The following is a 25,082-nucleotide window of genomic DNA, read 5'->3' as shown; positions in this document are numbered from 1 at the left end:
ACCTGCACAAAAAATTAATCAGCAGGAATAACTACTTCAACACGACGTGGTCTCTTACCATTATGAGCAGGCACTACGATTACAACCACGCACATATTTTGACCATCTCGCACAATTGGCGTTGAGCGTGTCAACGTTCCGCCTTGACGGCTAGCAATTCTTTTACCTACCTCAGTACAATCGGCAGCTAAAACAGAATCCACACTGATGACACTTAAGAACATTATAAATAAGAAAAATTTTTTTATCATAAATAGCTTATAATCTGCTTTACCTGAATAGAAAATGAACAATAGAATTTTTTATTTACACAAAATCATAACGTAGTATCTGACTTGCTATGACAAACTCAAAAATCGAATTATATGATACCCTAATTATCTCTACAACAACATAACACACACTTCCTACACCACGTATAGAACAAACTCTTAATCCCAAAAAATAAAAGCCGTAACTAAATTTATTTACGCTTCTCTTTTTAAAGATATCGATACTTCTTATTATTCATATTTGTATTTTATTGTCGGCATCTTATTACGCGCAAAACACTATACAGACAAAGTGAAAAAACCCTATCAACTTGTTTATCTAGATCCAAACGATCGCTTCCTCACTAACATAAACATATTGATCCCTTTTCTTCTTAAAGACTATAAGTTTAATCTTGAAAAGGGCGTAGCTTATTTAACCAGTCTAAAAATAATACAATTTTGGCCACTATCATTCTACACGTATAAAGGTATTATTTTCTGCAACTTTAATGCCTGAATAGTGTTTTACATTATACCCGATCTTATCATTGAGAATTTTGTGCAAATAGTAAAATTCAAGCAATCAAAAATTAAAAAAGTGATATTATTTCAATTTCTGTAACTTAAAAACTGAATACAATTTGCATTACTTTTATGTATTTTACCCTCCCCTACTTGTAAAAAATCTCTCCTCAGCTGCAACTTTTTACAATAAACAAAAATCATATCATCCTTCAACTGCACAACAATTCTATTTCTATTAAAAGTAACTAGAAGCATATCAGAATGATAATTTTCAATTTTGATCAACTACAAATAGAAATTACATATAGCTTCTTGTTCTCATTTTTCGACAACATAAGATCTTTACCTTAAATCAAAACCTCAATAAGGTCTTTAAAATACCCTTTTAAAGAAATGAAAATTGTCCTGTGTAAATGCAAATCAATAAACATTTATAACTAATAAACAAAGCTGAAAACTGCTTCTTACTTTACTTAAAACATACTATGTTCAATAGTATCCTCAGCTTTATTTCTAATAGAATAAACAAGAGAAGATATCCAAAAATTTTAGATAGACAATATTTATATTTTAGTCTCAATTTATTTCTATAAAATCCAAATTATAAGTTATAAAACCCAAATCAAAAAATAAGGAATCTATAAAAAGAATTATTTTCAACTCAGTAAACCAACTTCATGCATTTTGAGCAAAACTTTACGATCAATCTTACCTGTCATGGGAAGATTAAATATTTTTTGAAACTGTTTTAAAGCACGCATAGTTTTTTCATCTTCTATGCCAGTGATTGTCACCTCTTGGTTACCAAACATACGTAATGCTTCCTGTACCCGTATAATATCTGTAACAAGAGGCTTTAAAATAACTTCCTCTGAGTGAGTTAAATCATTTGTTGTTATTGGATTATTTGCCATCTCTACTTCGCTACGCTCAATAAGTGCAGCAACTTCATCTTTCGGATGTTTTGACACAATATCTTTATCTCTTTGCACTGGCAAAGTTTTATTAGCAGTTTGTTGTTTCCACAGCTCTATAGCACGATGCATCTTAAGATTATCTACGCCATCTAAAGGACCATCATACAATCCAAGTTCTGCTAATTCTTTTTGTATTTCCAACAAATCCTCTGGTAAAGCACTCTGCAAAGAATTGAAAGATAAATTTTGATGCAAACTCTTTGCAGCAGGTACAGGAATAACAAAAGTATTTTCTTGAGATGTAGCGCGTTCTTTAAGTAAAATAAAATTCTGTATAACAGTTGGAACTGCCGCTACACTCATTTCAACGAAGCTATTCTGACGCATTTTTATTTGTGAAAATAAAGCATTGAAAGCAAAAAAACCAAAACTGATAATAAAAAAGAAAAAACCTATAACCAATAAAGCATTTATGCGCGTACGACGATAAAGCCATTTTACTAACCAAAGTAGAAAACGGCAATTTATTAAGAAAAATGTTATAATAATACTACGCTTTTTTACGACTTTCGTTTTACGCGTTTTTCGTTTTTTTGCCATTACTTCAATTTTTTATTTTTAACTGTAATTGCTTTCCATATAAAATAAGACTTACTATCATTTTCATCTAGAAAAGCGTAGTACCTACTGCCATCATTTGTGCTTTTTAAGCTAGACTCAATATGCTCATTATACCAGATACCGGTATACAAATTTACAAACACAATGAGATAAGTTTTAATCTACTTTTCTCAACTTCATATGCCACAATATTTTTAGCAATGTGTAAAGAGATATCTAGTTTATATAACATTTTTTCATCTCAATCTTACTATTGCATATAAACACCTTCTAGCAACTACTTTAACACAAATCACACCTTTCGTGTGCTTACATGCTACAATGAAATCACATTGAGATATATTTCATAATATTAAAAACCAACTTTGCAGCATAGTTTTTCCTAGATAGCTCATTTATGAACTTACACTTTCGACGTAATGATTTTATCAATACAAATTCAAATATAGTATTACACGTTGATAGCAATTTTATCTACTAATATCCTGCTCAATCTTATAAGACTTATTCCGGATTCTATTCACAGCATCTGAAGGGTAACAAAAACTATTTAACCTTCTCAGTGAAATTGCATGTTTATTTTTTCGGCTTTTCATTCTTCCTCAACATAAGCCACAAAATTAGCTACCACCTAAAACAACAACAAACAATCGAAAAAATAATCAAAAATACTGAAATGAAAGATCTTATCTAAACTTTTACATCACGCATTAAATAGCATAAAAACAAAATGTATAAGGTCTACCTTATGAACACAAATTACAATTGGTTCTTTTTACATTCACCCAAATCATCTAAAAAACGTAAAAATATAATTCAGTTTAAGGTACATAGAATCCATTAAAACACTTATAAGTTTGAAATTTTCTTTCATAATAAAACGTTAAAACAAATAGTTATATAATACCTCGAATATCAATTCATTATCCTAATTCAAAGATGTAATTATTATATTGCTTTCCTTTTGTAACTGTATTTATTCCTATGTATTTACTAAAGAATGAGAGAATTTTTACAAAACAAATTAGATATCTAGTTTTTTATGAAAAGAAAATAAATAAGGCCTGTACACGAGACTACAATATATTTTTGCAACAAAGCTAATAATACAATTTTAGAAATGAATGCGAAATTTTACAAAGTCAGTGTTATATAAATCTTTCATCAAGGAAAATAACATAAATTATTTTTTATTCATTTGTAACTACAGTATGTTGGTGTTCTATGATACGTTTTTTAATCAAATCAGTATTTTTTCTATTTGTTATTTTTGTAGTTATTTCATTTTTTTCCGCAAAACCAAAGGATAATCACTCTTCCACCCTAGAAGACAATATAACAGCAAGTGATGCAATTATCGCTTTAAAAAATACAATTACTGATTTAGGAAAATTCTGTGAACGTAATGTAGAAGTGTGTAAAACTGGAAAATCCTTTTTTAACCCACTTGGTGAACGCGCACGTGATGGTGCAAAAATAGCCTATGAATACCTTGATAGTATGTTTAGTAATAAAAATACCATTCAATCTGAAAATACTATCTCAGAAGACAAAACTTTACCCCCCGCAGAAAAGCAAATCAAACAAGATTATATAGAACTACCTTGAAACAAAAACTCTTAACTTTTACCGTTCTTTGTATTTTACAAGAAAGAGATACGTATCTGTCAACTCAATGTACTATACAATCACAAAAACAAAACAAGGATTGAAGTTATGGCAGAAACGATTGATGATATCATAGAGAATTTTTCCTTTCTTGATAATTGGGAAGATCGTTATCGTTACATTATTGAACTCGGCAACGAATTACCACCCTTTCCAGAAAATGCACGAAATGATGCTCACAAAGTTCCTGGCTGTGTCAGTCAAGTATGGCTTTTATTTTCACGTGATAATTCAGAAGATCCTACATTAACATTTCAAGGCTATTCCGATTCCCATATTGTTCGCGGGCTAATTTATATTCTTCTCGCCTTTTATTCAGGTAAAAAAGCCTCTGAAATTCGTATAGCTGATGCTGAGGGATTGCTTAAAACACTCGGTTTAAATGAACAGTTAACACCACAACGATCGAATGGTTTTAAATCCATGATTGAACGAATTCGTGCTGAAAGCTATTGATAACCTCTAAAACTTTCATATTAACAATCATATAAACACTATACTTTCCAAAAAAGTATTTTGAAATGTTAAATTTGAAGAGTGTTTTTTTTAAATGGATTACTTAGTTTTCTTTTTTTGGCGTTTGCGCCCAAGTCCCATTTCCTTAGCTAAATTTGAACGGGCCTTTGCATAATTAGGCGCAACCATAGGATAAGAGCTATCCAATTGCCATTTTTCACGATATTCCTCAGGAGACATTTTATAATGTGTCATCAAATGACGCTTTAAAGATTTAAACTTCTTTCCATCTTCAAGACAAATAAGATAATCGGGAAAAATCGAACGTTTTGGATTAACAGCAGGCCTTTGCTTTTCAACTCCAGCTTCTGCCGATGCAGCATTCCCTACTTTCAAAAAAGCAGCGTGAACATCAGCAATTAGACCTGGCACTTCAGTCGGCCGAATTGAATTATTACTTACATAAGCAGCAACAATATCAGCAACTAACGTAATAACTAAATTGCTTTCAGTCTCTAGGACTGGGTGATGTTCCATCCTTGTTTCCTTTAATTTTAAAATTGAGGCAATATTCGCATTTACACTCATGACATTGAAATTTTAATGCATATAAGTTTCATATTGTACAAAAATCTTTTTTGTCAATTCAATTATTTTATAAAATCATCTCAACACAGAAAAAACAAATAAACTTCTCCTTTTTGACATATTATATTATAAAAACTCAACTTGTTCCTTTTGCAAGCTAATTTTATGTTATAAAATATCATCTATAAACACAAAATATAGCACAAAATTAGTTATTTTTCATTGAATTTATAAAGATATTTAATATAAAATTATGATATATAGAACGAATTTTATATTAAACAATGATAACTTCATAGTTTTATATCCACCATGCAAATCTCAATACTGATATAAATAACCAACTTTTTTAAAACACAAAAAGTGACTTAAACAATTTTCCAAGCTCAGCAAAAAAAGAACATGGTGGATAAAATAAAAATCAAAAACGTACAAAAAAACTAAAAATGGTATGCTCATTAATACCAGAAAAATATAACATCACGTATCAATACAATATCTAAAGAACTCTTTTTATTCAGATTTTGGTATCCTTATTTTCAGTATAATCTTATTGTGTATATGATAGAATTTTACTTCACCATGGAGAGGTCAAATTCAATTTTAACACTAGCTAATTTTTTAACTTAATTAATAAAGATATGATTATGGTGATAGAAGGTAATATCTATAACATACAACGAATAAACATACACTGCACAAACTGTAAAAATCAACTTAACCATTTTTACAGGTAAATTAGAATTTACAAGTTTATGCTATTTGCATGAATGGTGTTGCTCTAACATATGAATAAAACCATCAGATTTTATAGGACCATGGTATGATGCATCTACCTAAACTTCCCCCAAAAGCATCTAAAATCATTTATAAAAAGATGTATCACGGTATTTACCGCGATGATCCTTACCATTGGCTGCGTGCATCTAATTGGCAAGATGTCTTAAAAAACCCTAGTTGTCTTGATGAAAATATTCGACGCCACCTTGAAGAAGAAAACGCTTATCAAACTTCTCAGATGGCCGATACAAAAACATTACAAAATCTGCTTTTTGCAGAAATGAAAAACCGCATTCAAGAAAATGATAGTTCCGTTCCTATAAAACGTGGCCCTTTTGCCTATGGGCTATGCTATAAAACTGGGGGAGAACAGCCACACTATTTTCGTACACCAAGAAATGGAGGTAAAAAAAACGTTTACCTTAATGGTGACGTTTTGGCTGAAGGCAAAGATTATTTTAATCTTGGCTCAGTCCATGTATCTCCCGATCATACACATGTTGCGTGGACTTATGATGATAAGGGTTCTGAATTCTATACAGCTAAAATTCGTAGCTTTAAAACATTATCCGACTACACAGATACAATCATAAATACATCCGGACAACTCGTCTGGGACGCCAAATCTGAAGGCTTTTTCTACACTAAAATGGATAAAAACCACCGCCCCTCAGAACTCTATTACCACCAACTAAACACTGATCCATCTCAAGACAAACTTATTTTTCATGAAGATAACCCCGGATTTTTCTTACATGTAAGTGGCTCTAAACTTAATGACTTTATTTATATTAACATTCATGACCATGAAACATCAGAAACCTGGCTTATCCCTGCTAAAGCGCCCCTTACAGCACCCCAATGTGTACAAAAACGACAAAAAGGCATTGAATATTCGCTTACAGAAGGAGGCGATGTTTTCTATATTCTCACCAATCAGGATAATGCAAAAGACTTTAAAATCATGGTCGCCCCATATTCATCTCCGCAATCAGAAAACTGGTCTGAGCTTATACCTCATCAACCCGGACGACTGATCCTATCTCACGATGCCTATCAAGATTTTCTTATTTGGTTTGAACAATTTGAAGGGCTTCCTTCTATACAACTCATGGAGCACTCAACCAAACAAATTCATTCTATTGCCTTTACAGAAGAAGCATATTCTTTAGACCTACAAGGGGCTGCAGAATATAATAGTCAAACCATTCGTTTTGCTTATTCGTCTATGACAACGCCTAATCAAATTTTTGATTATGAAGTAAAAAGTCGTAAACGAGTGCTTTTAAAAATACAAAAAATCCCTTCTGGGCATAATAAAGACGACTATGTAACACGGCGTATTACAGCAGTTGCAAATGATGGTGAAAAAATTCCTATTTCTCTTGTTTACCATAAAACTACTGCACTTAATGGTAATGCACCTTGTCTACTTTACGGTTATGGCGCTTATGGATTTTCTATTCCTGCAAGTTTCAATAGTAATGTACTTTCATTAGTCAATAGAGGCTTTATCTATGCCATTGCTCATATTCGTGGTGGAAAAGAAAAAGGCACTGAATGGTATGAAAAAGGAAAACATCTTTTTAAACGCAATACATTTTATGATTTTATTGCCTGTGCACGTCATCTCGTAAATCATAAATTTACTGCCCATGATCGGCTAATCGCCCAAGGTGGTTCAGCAGGAGGAATGCTGATGGGAGCTATAGCAAATCTGGCCCCTCAGGATTTTGCCGGCATCGTTGCTAATGTTCCTTTTGTTGATGTTTTAACAACAATGCTAGATGCTTCATTGCCCCTAACACCTCCAGAATGGCCTGAATGGGGTAACCCTCTTGAATCAAAAGAAGACTATAACCTTATTGCTTCTTACTCACCCTATGATAACATCAAACACCAAGAATATCCCCCTATTCTCGCCATTGCGGGATTAACAGACCCCCGTGTAACCTATTGGGAACCTGCAAAATGGGTAGCAAAACTGCGTGATTTTAAAACAGATGATAATACAATTTTATTGCGTATAAATATGGATTCAGGCCATGCAGGTGCGGCTGGACGTTTCTCAAAATTGGAAGAAACCGCATATATATACGCATACATCCTAAAAATAGTCGGAAAAATTCTTGATACTTAAACACCTGATTAATAAAGACTCCATAATTCAATAAATTATGAAGCCTTTATCTTTTATAGGATCAATAGCTCTATAAACTGCTTAAAATCCGCAATTTTCATATAACTCTAAAACATAATCCCAATTAATTAAATGATCCACAAAAGCCTCAAGATATTTTGGGCGTGCATTACGATAATCAATGTAATAAGAATGCTCCCACACATCAACACCTAAAATAGGTTGAGCATCATGAATCAGAGGGTTTTCGCCATTGGGGGTTTTCATAATCTCAAGCTTGCCATCTTTAACAGCTACCCATGCCCAACCAGAACCGAATTGAGTACTACCAGCTGCGATAAAATCTGTACGGAATTTCTCATAACCACCAAGATCAGACTCAATAGCTTTTGCTAATTTTCCAGGTAGTTTTTGACCACCACCACCTTTTTTCATCCAATTCCAAAAATGATGATGATTATAAGATTGAGCTGCGTTATTAAACAAACCAGGATTTTTACCAAAACTTTCCTTAATAATATTTTCAAGGCTCTTATTTTCCAAACCTAAATCTTTTACAAAATTATTTGTATTAGTAAGGTAAGCGAAATGATGCTTATCACGATGGTATTCAAGCGTCTCACGTGACATATAAGGTAAAAGGGCGTCATAATCATAAGACAATTCAGCTAATTCAAAAGCCATTTCAAAAATCTCCTCGATTCTAATTATTAAGCTCTCTCCCAAAGCCTACTTTGGCACTTACAGCATTTAAAAGCAAATGTTATTGAACATTTGTTTACAATCAATTTAGCGTTAATAGCCATTTTGACAAATCAACTAAAAGCTAATGAGAAACTGAATATTATAATGACATCAATAAGAAAAATATGCCATACCAATTTGTAGAAAACTGTTCTTCTACTAAGTCCTTAAAAAACAATCAAAAAAGATAAAAATCATAAACCAAAAAAGTTCTTATCTTCCTTATTTAATAAAAATAGTCTACGTCTGAATATATTTTTAAACAGCATAATACACCGCACTCAATGAAAATCTTACCAAATGCACACATAAAATTAAATTTGTATTTTATGCTATTAATAAAATGAGTAAGCACGTAAATATATCAACTATAGTCATTCTTTTCACAAATCGGTTAGAATATTAACATAAGATTTTTACATTCCACTGGCTTATTATGCCCTCTAATCACACCTCCATATTGGTAAGATCCAATCATAAACATAAATATTGTATTCCGATAATAATCGTCATTAATTGAAAAATAGATTCTGTGAACAGACCAGATTAATGCACGTTTCATATCATCGATAGCAAATCATGGTAGAGTTCAAAAATCGTTTTATCGACTTTACCAAAACCAATAGGCGAGCAGCTCGCCTTCATTATTGATCTAGTAAACCATTATCAGCTACAAAGAAAGTATGCTTTCTACAGCTTGTAATGGTTGTACTGCTTTTTGCTCCCATTTCACCTGAATTAGCAAAAACATTCGGAATGGGCTCCACCGAAAATAAGACATTTATTTTTGGGAAAGCAAAAAAATCAACCAAAGAAAGCCTTGGTAAGCTGTTTAGAAATGTTTATAATACAGCTGGCGTTAAGAAATCAGCCCATGGATTGAGAAAATTACCAGCAAAAAGAGCTGTCATGCAGGTGTTACGATTTTACAATTTAAAGCACTTTTAAAACGGACTGAAAATGAAATGGCATCATTCATACAAAGACAGTAACTCACCATAGAAACAATTAAAAAACTTCAAAAAAGTGCAGGATAACGAAAATAAGATAATAGAATCAATAAGTACAAATCCCCTTATCTTTATACTAACCGATTTATTTTATTGATATTTGGCTGGGGTACCTGGATTCGAACCAGGGAATGCCGGTACCAAAAACCGGTGCCTTACCGCTTGGCTATACCCCAAAAAAAGAAAACTATTACACTATGCTCGCGCCTTATACCGATTCTTGTAATTGTACGCAACATCTGAAAGCTAAAGCTTTCATTTTTCTTCTTGTAAAAGCTTTTTAAGCATTACAATAAGACAGATCAATACACCACAAATATTAAAAGAACTAGACCAAAAAAATCTATACGTTTATTCTTTTAATTAAATAGTTTTAGCTCACATTATAGCTATTATCGTTTTCTTAAAGTAAAATATTATCATTTCACAGTGTAAAACTGGTAATACTTTTCCATCATTTATAAATACAAATACTTCAAACTACACTGATCCATAACTTTAACTATTATTGATTTTAATATTTAAAATAAAAATTTAGCATACTTTTAATACAATTGATAATATATCAATAAACTATATTTATCACATAACAATAACAGAGAAATACTTAGCTATACAGTAAATTATATAAAGTCTCCGTGTACAAAAATAGTAATTTTTCTTTTATTTATTCTATCATAGATAAATATTATCGCAGCTGGATTTAGAAAATTCAATAAAAGATCACGCGCTATCACTAAATAAACTGCTCATACATAATGATACACTTTACCCCCAACTATAAATAATTACCTTCCACAAATCACCCCTCCTTCTAAGACATTGAAAATATGCTCAAAAAATTTCAATGATAAAAATCTCTAAAACATATCGTATAAAAAGTTGGAATTTTGTGTATTAGTTTGGATCCATCGTGGATGGAAGGAGCAAAACAAACAAAAACTAAATAAGCAGCATTATGAAGTAATAGTAACTAATAAAAATTACCCTCTTAGAGCTTCTATTCCACTATGAGTGCTATATAGTCACAAATTGCAAAGTGCTTTTTAAAAAAATTCTCTTCCAATTTCGTATCCTATGGAGAGATTTTAATCACATGACACAAGTAAATACTTATTTATAAGATCATATACTACTCTACACAACATTCATTTTCGGTAGTTGTTGGTAATTTGTAGAAGCAATAATCAGTGCATTTTTGTCTCTTTAATATATTCGCCTGGTATTTTACAGACAACAAAAATTACTATTAGCATTCAATAAAAACTTGTAATCTAATATCTTAATATTATGCATCATAAGATACAGCATGTATGCATAACATGCTATTGTACCTTAACCATTTTTCATAAAATATATCAAAAGCAATGCTATCTTCCATATACATAACTCAAACAAGACACCTTAAGAAATTACTTTCTACCTTTAGCAATGTATTAAAGTATTAAAATATTATCCCAATATACCAAAGCCATTAAAGTAAAGAATGATATCTTTAGATTCTTATGACTTTTGGGCAATTGCTGCTTGTGCCGCAGCTAAACGTGCAATTGGTACTCGAAAAGGTGAACATGAAACATAATCTAAGTTATTTTCCTCACACAAAGCGATAGAATCAGGATCTCCTCCATGTTCACCACAAATACCTAATTTAATTTTCGCACGCTGAGAACGCCCACGTTGCGCAGCAATAGCGATAAGTTCCCCTACTCCATCACGATCAATTGACACGAAAGGATCTTGTTCCAAAATTCTTTTTTGAGAATAAGTTGCTAAAAAGGAGCTGCATCATCACGTGAAATACCAAAAGTAGTTTGTGTCAAATCGTTTGTTCCAAACGAAAAAAATTCTGCAGTTTCAGCAATCTCACCTGCACGAAGAGCCGCTCTTGGTAGCTCAATCATAGTTCCAACTATATACTGGATATCCTTTCCCTTTTCCCTCATTACTGTACTAGCTACATCGTCAATACAGGTTTTCACAAAATCCAATTCAGATTTAAGTGCAACAAGCGGTATCATAATTTCAAGCATAACAGGAGATCCAGACTTTTGAGCAGCATCTGCTGCTGCTTCAAAAATTGCTCGTGCTTGCATTTCAGCAATTTCAGGGTAAGTAATGATCAAACGACATCCTCGTAACCCAAGCATAGGATTAAATTCATGTAGTTGCTGCGCCCGTTCGGAAATAATTTCAGCAGGAATTCCCATAGCCATTGCAACATCAAGAATTTCTGCATCTGTTTTTGGTAAAAACTCATGTAAAGGAGGATCCAAAAAACGGATAGTGACAGGTAAACCAGACATAATTTCAAACAATTCTGCAAAATCTGACCGCTGCATTGGCAAAAGCTTATCCAATGCTTTACGACGTCCATCTTGATCATTGCTTAAAATCATTTCACGCATAGCAACAATACGTTCACCAGCAAAAAACATATGCTCGGTACGACAAAGACCAATACCTTCAGCTCCAAAAGAACGCCCCATACGTGCATCAGATGGTGTTTCAGCATTAACACGAATTTTCATACGCCGTATTTTATCAGCCCATTCCATTAATTGAGCAAAGTCTCCACAAAGCTCGGGCTGCAACATTGCAACCTTTCCTTTAAGAATCTCTCCACTTGCACCATCAATTGTAATGACATCTCCTTTTTGAAAAGTCTCTCCTGAAACAATCATTGTATTTGTAGTATAATCAATTCGTACACTACCTGCACCAGAAATACAGGGCTTTCCCATACCACGTGCTACAACAGCAGCGTGACTTGTCATGCCACCACGTGTTGTTAAAATTCCTTCTGCAGCATGCATACCATGAATGTCTTCTGGACTTGTTTCTACACGCACCAAAATAACTTTACGGCCTTCTTTTGATGCTGCCTCTGCCTCTTCTGCAGTAAAAACAATTTCACCAGTTGCTGCACCTGGAGAAGCAGGTAAACCACGTGCTATAACAAAACGGGCTGCCTTGGGATCAAGAGTTGGATGTAAAAGTTGATCAAGAGATTTTGGTTCAATTCGCATCACCGCCTCTTCATGACTGATCAACCCCTCCTCAACCATTTGTACTGCCATTTTTAAGGCTGCACGCGCCGTTCGCTTTCCTGAGCGGGTTTGCAAAATCCATAATTTACCCTTTTCAATTGTAAATTCAAGATCTTGCATATCACAGTAATGCTTTTCAAGTTTCTGTGCAATTTGACAAAACCTCAAAAAAGCTTCCGGCATAATTTTTTCTAGTGATGGCTTATTCGAACCAGCAGCAATCCGTGCAACCTCAGTGATATTTTGTGGAGTACGAATGCCTGCGACAACATCCTCACCTTGTGCATTGATTAAAAACTCACCGTAAAGCTCTTTTTCCCCTGTTGATGGATTGCGTGTAAATGCAACACCTGTTGCAGAATCTTCACCCATATTACCAAAGACCATGGCCTGCACATTAACTGCCGTCCCCCAGTTTTCAGGAATATTGTGCAAACGACGATAAGTGATTGCACGAGCAGTCATCCAACTTGAAAAAACTGCACCAATTGCACCCCATAGTTGCTTTTCAGGATCTTGTGGAAAAGGCTCACCTAACATTTCTTCAACATATGCTTTGTAAGAAATAATAACGTTTTTCCAATCAGTGGCTGTCATTTCTGTATCGACATCATAACCGTTGGATACTTTTACCTCATCAAGAATCTCTTCAAAGCACGAATGATCCAAACCTAAAACAACATTGGAATACATTTGGATAAAACGGCGATAACTGTCATAAGCAAAGCGCTCATTACTAGTCTGCAAAGCGATTGCTTTTACTGTTTCATCATTCATACCAAGATTAAGAATTGTATCCATCATTCCTGGCATAGAAGTCCGAGCTCCAGAACGAACAGAAAGTAACAGCGGTATGCTTTTACTACCAAACTCGCGGCCTGTTTGTTCACCAATGCGTTTGAGTGCCTGCTTGACAGCTCCTTGCAATTCCTCTGGATATGCCTTGTTATGCGTATAATAAAAGTTACAAACTTCTGTTGTAATAGTGAAGCCGGGAGGAACAGGTAAGCCAAGCTTGCTCATTTCTGCTAAATTAGCCCCTTTGCCACCAAGGAGATTACGCTCATTTGCGCTTCCCTCTGCGTTACCATCACCAAAACTATAAACCCATTTTATCACTGTACAAATTCTCCCATTATCAGCATTAAAGTATCATTTGACCTAAGCTAACTATCCAAAGGAATCATTCAATCCAAAATTCGCTTAACCAAACAAAACGTTGTTTCATAGACGCACGAAAGTAACCCTTTATAGAAAGAAGGAGAACCGCCATAATTATCAATTGCTTATTTTCTTAGCAGAATGTGTGTGTGTTCAAAGAAAACTATCAATAATTGAGAAAAAATCTTCCTCTGACATCAAACCTTCATACTTATTACCATTAATGAAAAAGGTAGGTGTTGCTGTAACACCAAATTCTTTCCCACGCTCAAAAGATGCATTCACTTCATCTAAAATAGACTGATTTTTTAGACAAGCCTCAAAGCTCTCATCTGTAAAACCAGCTAGTGAGCTAATTTTTTTCAATGGCGTTAAAGAATCCTCTACCCAAACCCACTCACTCTGTTTTTGAAATAAAACTTCTATCAAAGGAAAATAGCGATCTTCTGGTGCACAACGCGCCAACATAAAGCCTGCTGTTGCACGAGGATCAAAAGCAAATTCCCGAAAAATAAGCTTTACTTTACCTGTTTTTATATATTTTTTCCGAATTTTGGGCAGCACATTATTATAAAAGTCAGCACAATGACCACAGGTAACTGAAGCATATTCAACAATAGTCACTGGCGCATTAATATCACCTTCAACTCTATCCTTACCCTCCTGAAGAAGCTTAGCCATATCAACAGTTGCAACTGATTTAACTTTACTAGCTGAAGCTATAGTCGCATTAATCTGTACAGTGATAGCCGAGATCAAAATCACCATACAAAATAAAAAGAAGAACGGTAGTTTAGCATAACAAAACTTTTCTGTTATTATTAGATATGTAGAAATTCAGTGCTTTTATATATTAAAGATAATAGTAAAAATATACAAAAATGTTTTGATTTATTTATTATTTTTTTCTGCAAAAATGCAACATCCAAGTTCATAAAGCGATTGACGGAGGTTTTCATCTTCAACATATTGAAGCATTTTCTTCACGTGTTGTTTATCTTTTTCATTCACAGCTGGCTCTGCCCTTAGCTGCTTAGTAAGAGTTGATACCTGCTTTTGCTCTATCTTAATACGGTCAATAGCGACATACCCAAAAAAACCATTAATTCGCTGAATCAATTCTTCTGTTTCATGGATCAATTTTAACGCAGTAAATCCTTCACATGCTATGACAAGTGTTGCAGGCTTAAAAAGCTCATCTTGATTTGCACGACGTTTCCAAATAATTTTGAGTGGTATTGTGGATTCAGCAATATCGTAGCCTACAATCTGCGACCAGTGTTCTATAAGCGCCATATTAAGCCCCGTCCGCCTGCGTAAAATCGGATCAAGCATACTGGATACTGTTTTAGAAAGAGAATAAAAATGGTGCTTTTGAGATGTTTTGCTCATTTCATACCAGATTATTACTAAATTATAACAATTTTTTCTTTGTATTTTATATATTCCTATGATTGAAGACAATGATGCATGAAATTTCTTCGCGCCTTCTTTCCTGGTACGATCAAAATCATCGGCATTTGCCATGGCGTATTACCCCTAAAGAACAAATGGAAGGTATTCGCCCTGATCCTTATAAAGTTTGGCTATCTGAAATCATGCTTCAACAAACAACTGTTGAAACAGTTAAACCTTATTTTAAAAAATTTCTAAAGCTCTGGCCTAATCTTTCTTCCCTATCACAAGCATCACAAGATGATATTATGAAAGCATGGGCTGGCCTTGGCTATTATTCGCGGGCACGCAACCTTAAAAATTGTGCTCATCAACTCCTTGAAAACTATAAAGGTGAATTTCCTCAGTCTGTAAAAATATTACGTACTTTACCCGGTATCGGAGATTATACTGCAGCAGCTATTGCTGCAATTGCTTTTGAACACCCTGTGGCTGTTGTTGATGGTAATGTTGAACGCATTATAACCCGTTTATTTGCTATTACTTCAGTATTACCTAAAGCAAAATCTGAAATAAAAGAAAAAACTCAGAAAATTACTGATTCAAATCGTCCTGGTGACTTTGCACAAGCCATGATGGATTTAGGTGCAACAATTTGCACACCACGTAAACCATCTTGTTTACTCTGCCCTCTTCAAAATCTGTGCAAAGCAAAGAAAATGCATACAACAGAAGCATTTCCAGTTAAAGCACCTAAAAAAGCACGACCCTTTAAAACTGGCGTTGCTTTTGTAGTACTCAATAAAAATAAGCAAATTTACTTAGAAAAACAACAGAGTAACAGACTACTCAATGGAATGACCCAAATACCCAATCATATTGGAACAAATGGTGAAAATGAACTCCAAAATGCACCTTTCCACGCCAATTGGCAATTTAAAGGACAAGTTACACATATTTTTACTCATTTTTCTCTGAAACTTAATGTCTATTGTATCGACAATATTAGCGAAACGAAACTCAAAAACGGCTGGTGGTGTGATATGCATGATCTTTCCAAAGAGGCACTTCCTACCGTTATGAAAAAAGCCATTTCTGTAGCAATTCCCAACTCTTTTAAACTAAAATAGCTTTGCTTGCATAAAAGCTTTAGTGTTTAATTTAGTGCTAATTTATTGAGATTTGAAAGACAAATAAATGTGATTTATTGCTCACATAATGCCAGTTTTTAACATTTGTGAACGGATTATCATTCTTAAATCATCAATTGATTTCAACTGACCATCTTCTTCATAATACCAAAATGTCCAGCCATTACAACTTTGTGAAGCTTGAGCTTTTTTTCCCATCATATGAATAGAACCAGCTTCACCGCCATACATAATCGTACCATCAGCTTTCACAGTAGCAGATACTCGTTTCTTCCGGTCATAAAGAATCATTCCAGGATGTAACAAACCTGCTTCAAGTAAATTAGTAAATGCTACACGCGGTTCTGCTTTTTTATTTGCTAAAACTGTTAATTGCGATTCAGCTAGAGGCTTAACCATAGCAATTCTTTCATGCGCCGCATCAATGTAGCTCTGCTCGCGTTCAATACCCACAAAATTACGCCCTAAAAGTTTGGCAACAGCTCCTGTCGTTCCTGAACCAAAAAACGGATCAAGAATAATATCACCTGGCTTGCTAGAAGCCATAATAATACGTGCTAATAATGTTTGCGGCTTTTGTGTTGGATGTAACTTACGCCCTACTTCATCTTTTAAACGCTCACTGCCTGTACAAAGAGGAAAAAGCCAATCTGAACGCATTTGTACATCTTCATTGGCAGCCTTTAATGCCTTATAATTAAATGTATACTTCTTATCTTGTTGATCACGCACAGCCCAAATAAGAGTTTCATGGGCATTTTGAAAGCGACGCCCACGAAAATTAGGCATAGGATTATTTTTGCGCCAAATGATATCATTGAGCAACCAAAAACCTAAATCCTGTAACGCCGTACCAACCCGGAAAATATTATGATAAGACCCTATAACCCAAAGTGTTCCATTGGGTTTTAATACGCGACGGCAAGCCAATAACCATGCACGTGTAAAAGCATCATAAGCAGCAAAATTTTCAAATTGATCCCACGAATCATTAACTGCATCAACACGTGAATGATCTGGACGATATAATGTATTTTCTAACTGCAAATTATAAGGTGGATCTGCAAAAATCATATCAACCGAATGCTTAGGAAGCTTTTCCAGCATTGCAACACAATCACCTTTGAGGATTTTATTGCACCACTGTGTTTGTAAAGACGTACAAACCAGATCTTTTTGAAACTGAACAACTGTCATAAAATATTCAACAATACGAACTGAGACTATCCTATAATCAAAATGATTTACGGATTTGATATTATGCCTTTTATATTTACAAAATAGAGTAAAAGGATCGTTAAACTATTTTAAAACTAATTGCCTTTTTTCTTTAAAATCAGGTAAAATAATTTCATATCTATTAACTTTTATTTTCCTTTTCTTCAGTGCATAGTTTAGACATCTCTTACCTTATTAAGTTAATAGGGCATATCTTGCAAAATATACTTTTATAAAAAGGATCCCTTTATATTGTTTTATTACAAGCTTTTAAGCCATAAATAGGAATATCTTATGCCTCAAATCGACCTTATTATTTTTGATTGTGATGGAGTTTTGGTAGATTCTGAATATCTAGCAGCAGAAATTGGTGCGCAATTACTGACAGAAGTAGGATATGAAATATCACCTGAAGAATTAAGTGAACGCTATGCAGGGCTTATTTTTCGTGATATTCTTCAAAAAGTCGAACAGGAAATAAAAAAACCAATTTCCGCTCGCCTTATAGATCAAATGTCAAACCTTTTTCGTGCACAAATAACAACTAAATTACGTGCCATTGATGGTATAAGAAAAGCAATAGAAACTATTAAACTTCAATACCCCTATTGTATCTGCTCTAATGCAATGAGTACAGATATAAAACAGATGCTTACCGCTGTTAATCTTTATGACCTTTTTGAAAACAAAATATTTTCTGCACTCGAAGTTGGAACTCAAAAACCAAAACCTGCACCCGATATTTTTCTTTTTGCTGCACAAAAATTATGTGTACAACCACAAAATGTTATTGTTATAGAAGATTCTATTCATGGCGTACATGCAGCAAAAGCAGCGGGGATGCGCGTTGTTGGCTTTACGGGAGGATCGCACAGTTATCTTAGCCACTCCAATGCTCTCACAGATGCTGGAGCTGAAACAGTGATTACTAAACATGCACATTTACCGGAAGTTTTAGAAGCAATGGCAATATGGCAAGATTTATAATACAAAGATATTCTCGGGAAGAATTATCGTGATCTTTTCTTCAGTTTTAAACAACGAGATAAGGTTGTACAAGCCACAATTAATACAGATATTTTGTCTATAAACTAGCATATTTTAAATATTCAATATTTTATTATTAATACCTGGATTTTTAGCGTAACTTTTCTCGTTTTGTATAAAAATGAACAAACGCACTTTCACTCATTTGATAATTTAAATATTATTAAAAAAGTAAAATATAAAAATTGCCTATTTGCCTAAAATAAATGAAAGCGAAGACTTATGAAATATATCAGTACAAGAGGCAAGGCTCCTGCTTTAAACTTTACTGACACAATTATGACGGGTCTAGCTAGTGATGGTGGTCTTTATCTTCCAGAAAAATTCCCTCAATTTTCACCTGATGCACTACGAGCGCTGCGTGGTCAATCTTACACTACAATTGCTAAAACTGTTCTTTGGCCTTTTATAGGTAATGAGATTGAGCGCATAACTTTTGAAAATATAATTACTGAATCTTATGCAGTTTTTCGTCACCCAGCAATCTGTCCATTGAAGCAAACCGGCTCCAATGAATTTATTCTCGAACTTTTCCACGGTCCTACTTTGGCATTTAAAGATGTTGCAATGCAATTTCTTGCTAGACTGATGGACCACATCCTGACTAAAAAAAATAAACGTGCAACAATTATTGGTGCTACATCAGGTGATACAGGCGGTGCTGCAATCCAAGCCTTTGCTGGGAGAGAGAACTCAGATATTTTTATTTTATTTCCTAAAGGGCACATATCATCAGTGCAGCAACGGCAAATAACCACTAATCACAGTACTAATGTTCACGCTATAGCTATTCAAGGCAATTTTGATGACTGCCAAGCACTCGTCAAAGCAATGTTTAATGATCATAATTTCCGTCAAAAAACAGCGCTCTCAGGAATCAATTCTATAAATTGGGCGCGTATCATGGCACAAATTGTTTATTATTTCTCATCTGCACTTTCCCTTGGCGCACCCGATAGATCTGTTTCATTTACCGTTCCCACTGGAAACTTTGGCGATATTTTTGCAGGTTATGTTGCTGCTCGTATGGGGCTACCTATTGCTCAATTGGTTATAGCAACAAATGATAACGATATTCTTCATCGTGCATTAACCAGTGGTACTTACAAAATACGTCCTACAATACATACCACATCTCCTTCGATGGATATTCAAGTCTCTTCCAACTTTGAACGTTTATTATTTGAAAGTTGCAATCGTGATCCACTATGGATTTGTAATGCAATGGAAAATTTGAACCAATCAGGCTGGTTTGACCTTGATAAAAAGCAACTTAAAAATATTTGCACTTTGTTTTCTGCTGGGAAAAGTAGTGTAACTGAAACAGCACAAACAATTAATAGTGTTTATAAAGAAAGTGGTTATCTGGTTGATCCACACACAGCAGTTGCACTGAAAGTAGCCCGAGAAAAGAAGCAATCACCTATTCCAATGATCGTCCTTGCTACCGCTCACCCCGCTAAATTTCCTGATGCTATCCAAAGCGCTTGTGGTATTAATGCACCATGGCCATCTTGTCTAAATGATTTAATGCAGAGCGAAGAACACTTTACAAGTCTTGCTAATGATGAAAAAATAGTCAAAGATTATATCTCTTTAAAATCGCGTACATCGCATTAGATGTTAACTGCGTCTATCCAAATCAAAAATATGTAATGTCCTTATGATTGGGCATTTAGTTTGTTTAACGGAGTCATAAAGCATGGGTGTAGATATCAGCCGCCTTAGTAATGGTTTGACTATTGCCACGCATACAATGCAACACATTGACAGTGTCGCACTTGGAATATGGGTTAAAGTTGGCTCACGTAACGAAACTTTTACACAACACGGCATTGCCCATCTCCTTGAACATATGGCTTTTAAAGGAACTGAAAACCGTACAGCCTTTAAAATTGCAGCTGACATTGAAGATGTTGGAGGGGAAATTAATGCCCATACCAGTATTGAAACAACTGCCTATTTTGCACGTGTGCTTAAAGACGATATCCCGCTAGCTATCGATATTCTATCTGACATCATGATATGCTCAAAATTTGATGAAGACGAATTAGAGCGAGAAAAACAAGTGATTATTCAGGAAATTGGTGCTACCTATGATGTTCCGGATGATATTGTTTTTGATCATTTTACTGAAACAGCTTTTCGCCATCAGTCCCTTGGGCGCTCTATTTTAGGAACACCAAAGACAGTCCAATCATTTACGTCTGCTGACTTACATAGTTTTATGAATAAACACTACAGTGCAGACCGCATGATTGTAGTGGCTGCAGGAGCTGTGAATCATGAAAACTTTTTGCGTGAGGTTGAAAGCCGTCTGAGTACTTTTCGCTCTCATTCAACGACCTCTTTTACCAACCTTGCCAATTATATCGGTGGTGACTTTCGTGAATACCGTGATTTAATGGATACACAAGTTGTTCTTGGTTTTGAAGGACGCCCATATCATGCACGTGATTTCTATACAGCTCAGATTCTTTCAATTATTCTTGGAGGAGGCATGTCATCACGCTTATTTCAAGAAGTTAGAGAAAAACGTGGATTATGTTACTCTATTTATTCTTTTCACTGGGGGTTTTCAGATACTGGTCTTTTTGGTATCCATGCTGCTACCGGACAAGAAGGGCTAGAAACACTTTTGCCTGTTATTCTCGATGAACTTTCTAAAGCCAGTAAAAATATTCACGAAAGCGAACTTCAACGAGCGCGGGCACAATATCGTGCCAACTTCACAATATCACAAGAAAACCCATCCAGCCAAGCGCATCTTATTGCCCGCCAAATGCTTCTTTATGATCGACCAATTCCAATGTCTGAAATGATTGAACGTTTAAAGCTTATTACCCCAAAACGACTAACTGAACTTGCTACCCACCTTTTTACCAACTCAAAACCAACATTAGCAGCTATTGGTCCTGTTGGCCGGCTTATAAACTTTGATGATTTAACATCAACTCTTTTGTCTAATATAACCGCTCCTTCTGAAAGTAAATAAACTAAACAGAATCCTTTCCAAAATTTCAATTCATCGCCTTTGTAATGAATAAAGCGATTATATAAGTAGCTGATATTAACACCATCTATTAAGCATTTTTAATTATAAAATCACCACAAGAGTTTTGCTCATTAAATAAGTTTTGGAAAGATGAATTTAAAAAGTGTGTAAAGCTACTCAACCAACGCTTCATGTGATAGAAAATCAATAAGCAAAGATATATTAGTAAAATCTTGAAAACCCATAGCTTAAGCTTGTCTTTTTAAAACATAAACACCAGTTTTAAGCCTCGTTTATAAGAATAGATATCTGGTTTATCTTTGTATAAAACTATTCTTTTTTAAAGAAAACGATAGCTACTTCTTATAAAAATAAATCTTAAACGATGAATGTATTTTTCCAAAAATATAATCTAAAATTAAACAGTTTAAAATACTGAGAGTGAGACGTTGTGAAAAGTTTGCATCAGATAATCAATATTATCATTGTTATAATCATTAGCTTTTTTGTTCAACTTACATCAGCACAAGCCATTGAACCAATTAAAATTTCTCCTCAAGATACGGCTATTGATCTATCAAAAGCAATTGAAATTCACCACACAAACAGCCCCATCTTTCAAACAAGTACTGCACCAGGACCAGATGGTATTATATGGCGTATTGAAGTACAGGCTAACAATGAAAATTTTTCTGGAAGCTGGGCAGTATTTGCCCTTGCAAACCCAACAGATGAACAGATCGACCGCCTCATTGTTGCACCTCATTATCGTATAGCTAACTCAGGTCTTTTTTGGCCAGATCTTGGATCAACACGGATTCAATCTATCACTCCAAATGAAGGTTTTTCTCTTGACCGTCAAGCTAGCACAAATTCCGATATTTTTCGTATTACACTCAACCCTGGCGCTGTCATTACATTTGTTGCAGAACTTAACTCTGCAAATTTGCCAAAAATCTATTTATGGAAACCTGAAGCCTATAAAGATACAATTAATTCCTATACGCTCTATCATGGTATCCTCCTTGGTATATCGGGTCTTTTAGCACTCTTACTAACCGTTCTATTCGTTGTTCGTGGAACAGGTCTCTTTCCTGCAACAGCTGCTGTTGCTTGGGCAATTCTTTTCTATATTGGTATTGACTTCAATTTTTTGAATAAACTCTTTGCAATTACACCAACAATAGAGCCAATTTGGCGTGCTAGTACAGAAATTGCACTTGCAGCAACACTTTTCATTTTCCTTTTTACCTATTTATGTCTGAACCGCTGGCATTATCATTTTAGCTACGGAGCCATCATATGGATTATAGCTCTTTGTGGCTTGGGAACATTTGCTATTTATGATCCGACCAAAGCTGCTGGTATTGCACGTGTATCATTTGGTCTTACTACTATACTTGGTATTATCTTAATCAGTTATTTTTCAATTCGCCGCTATGATCGTGCAATTATGCTTATCCCAACATGGTTGCTCATCAGCTTCTGGTCTATTGGAGCTTTTGCCTGCATAGAAGGATATTTAGATAACGATATTATTCAACCAGCTCTAGCAGGAGGGTTGGTGCTTATTGTTCTTCTTATCAGCTTTACCATTATGCAACAAACTTTTTCCCATGATGCTTTCTATGAAGGAATTTTTTCTGACCTTGAACAACAAGCACTTGCAGCAAAAGGAGCCGGGAATATCATTTGGGATTGGGATGTTAAGCGTGATCGTATTATTGTTCATCCGGATATGACACCCCTCTTTGGTACTGAAGCACACAAACTTAATGGTACCATGAATGACTGGATTTCAGCCTTGCATCATGATGACCGTGAACACTTTCACTCTATGCTAGACATCATTCTTAAAAACAAAAAAGGACGCATTGACCAAATTTTTCGACTTTCTTGCGGTGGTGGCCATTATCATTGGTTTTCACTTCGCGCAAGTCCAGCTATTGTTAAAAAAGATGGAAAAGTTACCCGTGTGATTGGAACTATTATCAACATTACCAATCACAAAAAAGCCGAAGAACGTTTACTACATAGTGCAATTTATGACAACTTAACTGGTCTTCCTAACAAACAAATTTTTTTGGACAGATTACAGCACTATATTTCTCTTGCTAAAGTAAATATAAAAATTAAACCAACTGTTTTGATGATTGATTTCGATAATTTCCGTCAAATCAATCACAAGTTAGGTATAGCTGTTGGCGATACTGTACTTTTGATCATTGCACGACGTTTGAGCCGTCTTATTAATACCCAAGATACCTTAACTCGTCTTTTCGCAGATCGTTTTGCAATTATTTTACTCAGTGAAATTGAACCACAAAAAATCGCAGCATTTGTAAATCATCTGCACAAAACAATTTCAGCGCCTATTTCACTTGCAGAACAAGAAATATCGCTTTCAACATCAATTGGACTAGTTACATGGAATGAATGTAGATTAAATGCTAAAGATATTTTCCATGATAGTGAACTGGCAATGATTCAAGCAAAACAAATGGGTGGTAATGACATTGTACCTTTTCGCCCTAATTTTCGTACTTTAGGCCTTAAACATAACAACATTGAACATGATATTCATTCTGCCATCAAGCATAATGAAATAAAAATTCTCTACCATCCTATTTTTAATCTATCAGATGGACAAATTATAGGTTTTGAAGCAATCGTAGAATGGCATCATCCATATCATGGAAATTTAAATGTCAATGATTTCATTAAAATCGTAGAAAGCGAACAGATCACTACAGATCTGACACAATTTATCATTGATAATGCTATTGCTGATCTTATCAACATAAAAAAGAAATGCGCTCAACAGCCTTTCTTCATTTCAATCAATTTGCCAAGTGCAGAAATGATTCACCCTAATTTTATAAATCAATTGCGCTCTACCCTTCTTCGCAATCCACTTAATAAAGGGCGCTTGATGATAGAGGTATCAGAATTTGTTTTGAGAAAAAATCCTGAACAATCAGCTCATTTCCTTGAGCAGATTAAAGCATTAGGAATGAATCTGGCATTAGATCATTTTGGAACAGGCTATTCATCACTTGCTTATCTCGTTCGTTATCCATTTGACATGGTTAAATTAGACCGTTCATTTGTCTCTCTTGATTCACCTAAGAAAAAGCTTGTTCTTAAATCAATTATTAATATGGCTACTGATCTTAATTTACAGGTTATTGCAGAGGGTGTCGAAGATGAAAAAGTGGCTCTCTTCCTACGTCAAGAAGGCTGCAAATACATTCAAAGTACAATTATCACTAAACCAATCACTGCTGAAGAATTAATTACTCTTATTCAAAATCAATTTTCTTATAAAAATAAATCAGCCTCATAGGCTTTTATAAAACCCA

Annotated in this window: 16 protein-coding genes, 1 tRNA gene and 1 pseudogene; 9 read left to right on the top strand and 9 right to left on the bottom strand. The window is 34.5% G+C overall.

What is annotated here, in order from left to right; translation table 11 throughout:
- Window positions 1–14: 14 nt before the first annotated feature.
- Together BWD121_RS01160 and BWD121_RS01155 are read right to left on the bottom strand one after the other, a co-directional pair.
- Window positions 15–251, bottom strand: a complete 237-nt coding sequence (locus BWD121_RS01160; RefSeq protein ID WP_078663036.1) for a hypothetical protein — start codon at window positions 249–251, stop codon at window positions 15–17.
- Window positions 252–1,435: 1,184 nt separating this feature from the next.
- Window positions 1,436–2,296, bottom strand: a complete 861-nt coding sequence (locus BWD121_RS01155; protein ID WP_078663035.1) for a peptidoglycan-binding protein — start codon at window positions 2,294–2,296, stop codon at window positions 1,436–1,438.
- 1,245 nt (window positions 2,297–3,541) lie between these two features.
- Here BWD121_RS01155 and BWD121_RS01150 point away from each other — a divergent pair.
- Window positions 3,542–3,925: a DUF5330 domain-containing protein gene (locus BWD121_RS01150; RefSeq protein WP_078663034.1), complete on the top strand. Its 384-nt coding sequence runs from the start codon at window positions 3,542–3,544 to the stop codon at window positions 3,923–3,925.
- Window positions 3,926–4,033: 108 nt separating this feature from the next.
- The gene (locus tag BWD121_RS01145; RefSeq protein WP_078663033.1) at window positions 4,034–4,441 is read left to right on the top strand and encodes a SufE family protein; all 408 of its coding nucleotides are present in this window, start codon (window positions 4,034–4,036) and stop codon (window positions 4,439–4,441) included.
- A 99-nt stretch (window positions 4,442–4,540) separates the two neighbouring features.
- Here the strand turns inward: BWD121_RS01145 and BWD121_RS01140 are convergent, their stop codons facing one another.
- On the bottom strand, window positions 4,541–4,978 hold the full coding sequence (locus BWD121_RS01140; protein WP_010703499.1) for a MucR family transcriptional regulator: 438 nt from the start codon (window positions 4,976–4,978) through the stop codon (window positions 4,541–4,543).
- A gap of 877 nt (window positions 4,979–5,855) precedes the next feature.
- Between BWD121_RS01140 and BWD121_RS01135 the strand changes: the two genes are divergently transcribed.
- The gene (locus tag BWD121_RS01135; protein ID WP_197684869.1) at window positions 5,856–7,949 is read left to right on the top strand and encodes a S9 family peptidase; all 2,094 of its coding nucleotides are present in this window, start codon (window positions 5,856–5,858) and stop codon (window positions 7,947–7,949) included.
- Window positions 7,950–8,030: 81 nt separating this feature from the next.
- Here BWD121_RS01135 and BWD121_RS01130 read toward each other — a convergent pair whose 3' ends face one another.
- Window positions 8,031–8,633 carry a superoxide dismutase gene (locus BWD121_RS01130; protein ID WP_078663031.1) on the bottom strand — a complete coding sequence of 201 codons (603 nt, stop codon included), beginning with the start codon at window positions 8,631–8,633 and terminating at the stop codon, window positions 8,031–8,033.
- 762 nt (window positions 8,634–9,395) lie between these two features.
- Between BWD121_RS01130 and BWD121_RS01125 the strand changes: the two genes are divergently transcribed.
- On the top strand, window positions 9,396–9,641 hold the full coding sequence (locus BWD121_RS01125) for a hypothetical protein (RefSeq protein ID WP_078663030.1): 246 nt from the start codon (window positions 9,396–9,398) through the stop codon (window positions 9,639–9,641).
- 163 nt (window positions 9,642–9,804) lie between these two features.
- Here BWD121_RS01125 and BWD121_RS01120 read toward each other — a convergent pair.
- The 4 genes and pseudogenes from BWD121_RS01120 to BWD121_RS01105 all read right to left on the bottom strand — a co-directional run bounded on the left by BWD121_RS01120 (window position 9,805) and on the right by BWD121_RS01105 (window position 15,306).
- Window positions 9,805–9,879: transfer RNA gene (locus BWD121_RS01120), tRNA-Gln, on the bottom strand.
- Window positions 9,880–11,206: 1,327 nt separating this feature from the next.
- Window positions 11,207–13,872 (bottom strand): annotated as a pseudogene (gene ppdK / locus BWD121_RS01115) (pyruvate, phosphate dikinase).
- Window positions 13,873–14,067: 195 nt separating this feature from the next.
- Entirely contained in the window at window positions 14,068–14,682 is a 615-nt protein-coding gene (locus BWD121_RS01110; protein ID WP_078663029.1) for a DsbA family protein, read from the bottom strand.
- A gap of 123 nt (window positions 14,683–14,805) precedes the next feature.
- A complete protein-coding gene (locus BWD121_RS01105) occupies window positions 14,806–15,306 on the bottom strand; it encodes a DciA family protein (RefSeq protein ID WP_078663028.1) in 501 nt (166 codons plus the stop codon).
- 74 nt (window positions 15,307–15,380) lie between these two features.
- On the opposite strand from BWD121_RS01105, the gene mutY reads away from it, so the two are divergent.
- Entirely contained in the window at window positions 15,381–16,439 is a 1,059-nt protein-coding gene (gene mutY, locus BWD121_RS01100) for an A/G-specific adenine glycosylase (RefSeq protein WP_078663027.1), read from the top strand.
- An 81-nt stretch (window positions 16,440–16,520) separates the two neighbouring features.
- On the opposite strand, the gene BWD121_RS01095 is transcribed toward mutY, so the two are convergent.
- Window positions 16,521–17,657, bottom strand: coding sequence for a site-specific DNA-methyltransferase (locus tag BWD121_RS01095; RefSeq protein ID WP_078663026.1), 1,137 nt, complete (start codon window positions 17,655–17,657; stop codon window positions 16,521–16,523).
- Between the two features lie 315 nt (window positions 17,658–17,972).
- Between BWD121_RS01095 and BWD121_RS01090 the strand changes: the two genes are divergently transcribed.
- The 4 genes from BWD121_RS01090 to BWD121_RS01075 all read left to right on the top strand — a co-directional run bounded on the left by BWD121_RS01090 (window position 17,973) and on the right by BWD121_RS01075 (window position 25,066).
- Window positions 17,973–18,665 carry an HAD family phosphatase gene (locus BWD121_RS01090; protein ID WP_078663025.1) on the top strand — a complete coding sequence of 231 codons (693 nt, stop codon included), beginning with the start codon at window positions 17,973–17,975 and terminating at the stop codon, window positions 18,663–18,665.
- A gap of 282 nt (window positions 18,666–18,947) precedes the next feature.
- Window positions 18,948–20,345: a threonine synthase gene (thrC, locus tag BWD121_RS01085; protein WP_078663024.1), complete on the top strand. Its 1,398-nt coding sequence runs from the start codon at window positions 18,948–18,950 to the stop codon at window positions 20,343–20,345.
- 82 nt (window positions 20,346–20,427) lie between these two features.
- Window positions 20,428–21,720, top strand: a complete 1,293-nt coding sequence (locus BWD121_RS01080) for a pitrilysin family protein (RefSeq protein ID WP_078663023.1) — start codon at window positions 20,428–20,430, stop codon at window positions 21,718–21,720.
- Window positions 21,721–22,171: 451 nt separating this feature from the next.
- Window positions 22,172–25,066 (top strand): EAL domain-containing protein, encoded by a 2,895-nt coding sequence (locus tag BWD121_RS01075; protein ID WP_078663022.1) that lies wholly within the window; start codon window positions 22,172–22,174, stop codon window positions 25,064–25,066.
- Window positions 25,067–25,082: the final 16 nt, after the last annotated feature.

The organism is Bartonella sp. WD12.1 (genome assembly GCF_002022415.1).
Lineage (GTDB): Bacteria > Pseudomonadota > Alphaproteobacteria > Rhizobiales > Rhizobiaceae > Bartonella.
The sequence above is the reverse complement of the archived record's forward strand: the minus strand, read 5'-3'. Positions and strand labels throughout refer to the sequence as shown.

Excerpts from the sequence above, each read along its gene's own strand:
- BWD121_RS01160 (WP_078663036.1), bottom strand. The coding sequence starts at position 251 with ATGATAAAAAAATTTTTCTTATTTATAATGTTCTTAAGTGTCATCAGT.
- BWD121_RS01155 (WP_078663035.1), bottom strand. The coding sequence starts at position 2,296 with ATGGCAAAAAAACGAAAAACGCGTAAAACGAAAGTCGTAAAAAAGCGT.
- BWD121_RS01150 (WP_078663034.1), top strand. The coding sequence starts at position 3,542 with ATGATACGTTTTTTAATCAAATCAGTATTTTTTCTATTTGTTATTTTT.
- BWD121_RS01145 (WP_078663033.1), top strand. The coding sequence starts at position 4,034 with ATGGCAGAAACGATTGATGATATCATAGAGAATTTTTCCTTTCTTGAT.
- BWD121_RS01140 (WP_010703499.1), bottom strand. The coding sequence starts at position 4,978 with ATGGAACATCACCCAGTCCTAGAGACTGAAAGCAATTTAGTTATTACG.
- BWD121_RS01135 (WP_197684869.1), top strand. The coding sequence starts at position 5,856 with ATGCATCTACCTAAACTTCCCCCAAAAGCATCTAAAATCATTTATAAA.
- BWD121_RS01130 (WP_078663031.1), bottom strand. The coding sequence starts at position 8,633 with ATGGCTTTTGAATTAGCTGAATTGTCTTATGATTATGACGCCCTTTTA.
- BWD121_RS01125 (WP_078663030.1), top strand. The coding sequence starts at position 9,396 with ATGGTTGTACTGCTTTTTGCTCCCATTTCACCTGAATTAGCAAAAACA.
- BWD121_RS01110 (WP_078663029.1), bottom strand. The coding sequence starts at position 14,682 with ATGGTGATTTTGATCTCGGCTATCACTGTACAGATTAATGCGACTATA.
- BWD121_RS01105 (WP_078663028.1), bottom strand. The coding sequence starts at position 15,306 with ATGAGCAAAACATCTCAAAAGCACCATTTTTATTCTCTTTCTAAAACA.
- mutY (WP_078663027.1), top strand. The coding sequence starts at position 15,381 with ATGCATGAAATTTCTTCGCGCCTTCTTTCCTGGTACGATCAAAATCAT.
- BWD121_RS01095 (WP_078663026.1), bottom strand. The coding sequence starts at position 17,657 with ATGACAGTTGTTCAGTTTCAAAAAGATCTGGTTTGTACGTCTTTACAA.
- BWD121_RS01090 (WP_078663025.1), top strand. The coding sequence starts at position 17,973 with ATGCCTCAAATCGACCTTATTATTTTTGATTGTGATGGAGTTTTGGTA.
- thrC (WP_078663024.1), top strand. The coding sequence starts at position 18,948 with ATGAAATATATCAGTACAAGAGGCAAGGCTCCTGCTTTAAACTTTACT.
- BWD121_RS01080 (WP_078663023.1), top strand. The coding sequence starts at position 20,428 with ATGGGTGTAGATATCAGCCGCCTTAGTAATGGTTTGACTATTGCCACG.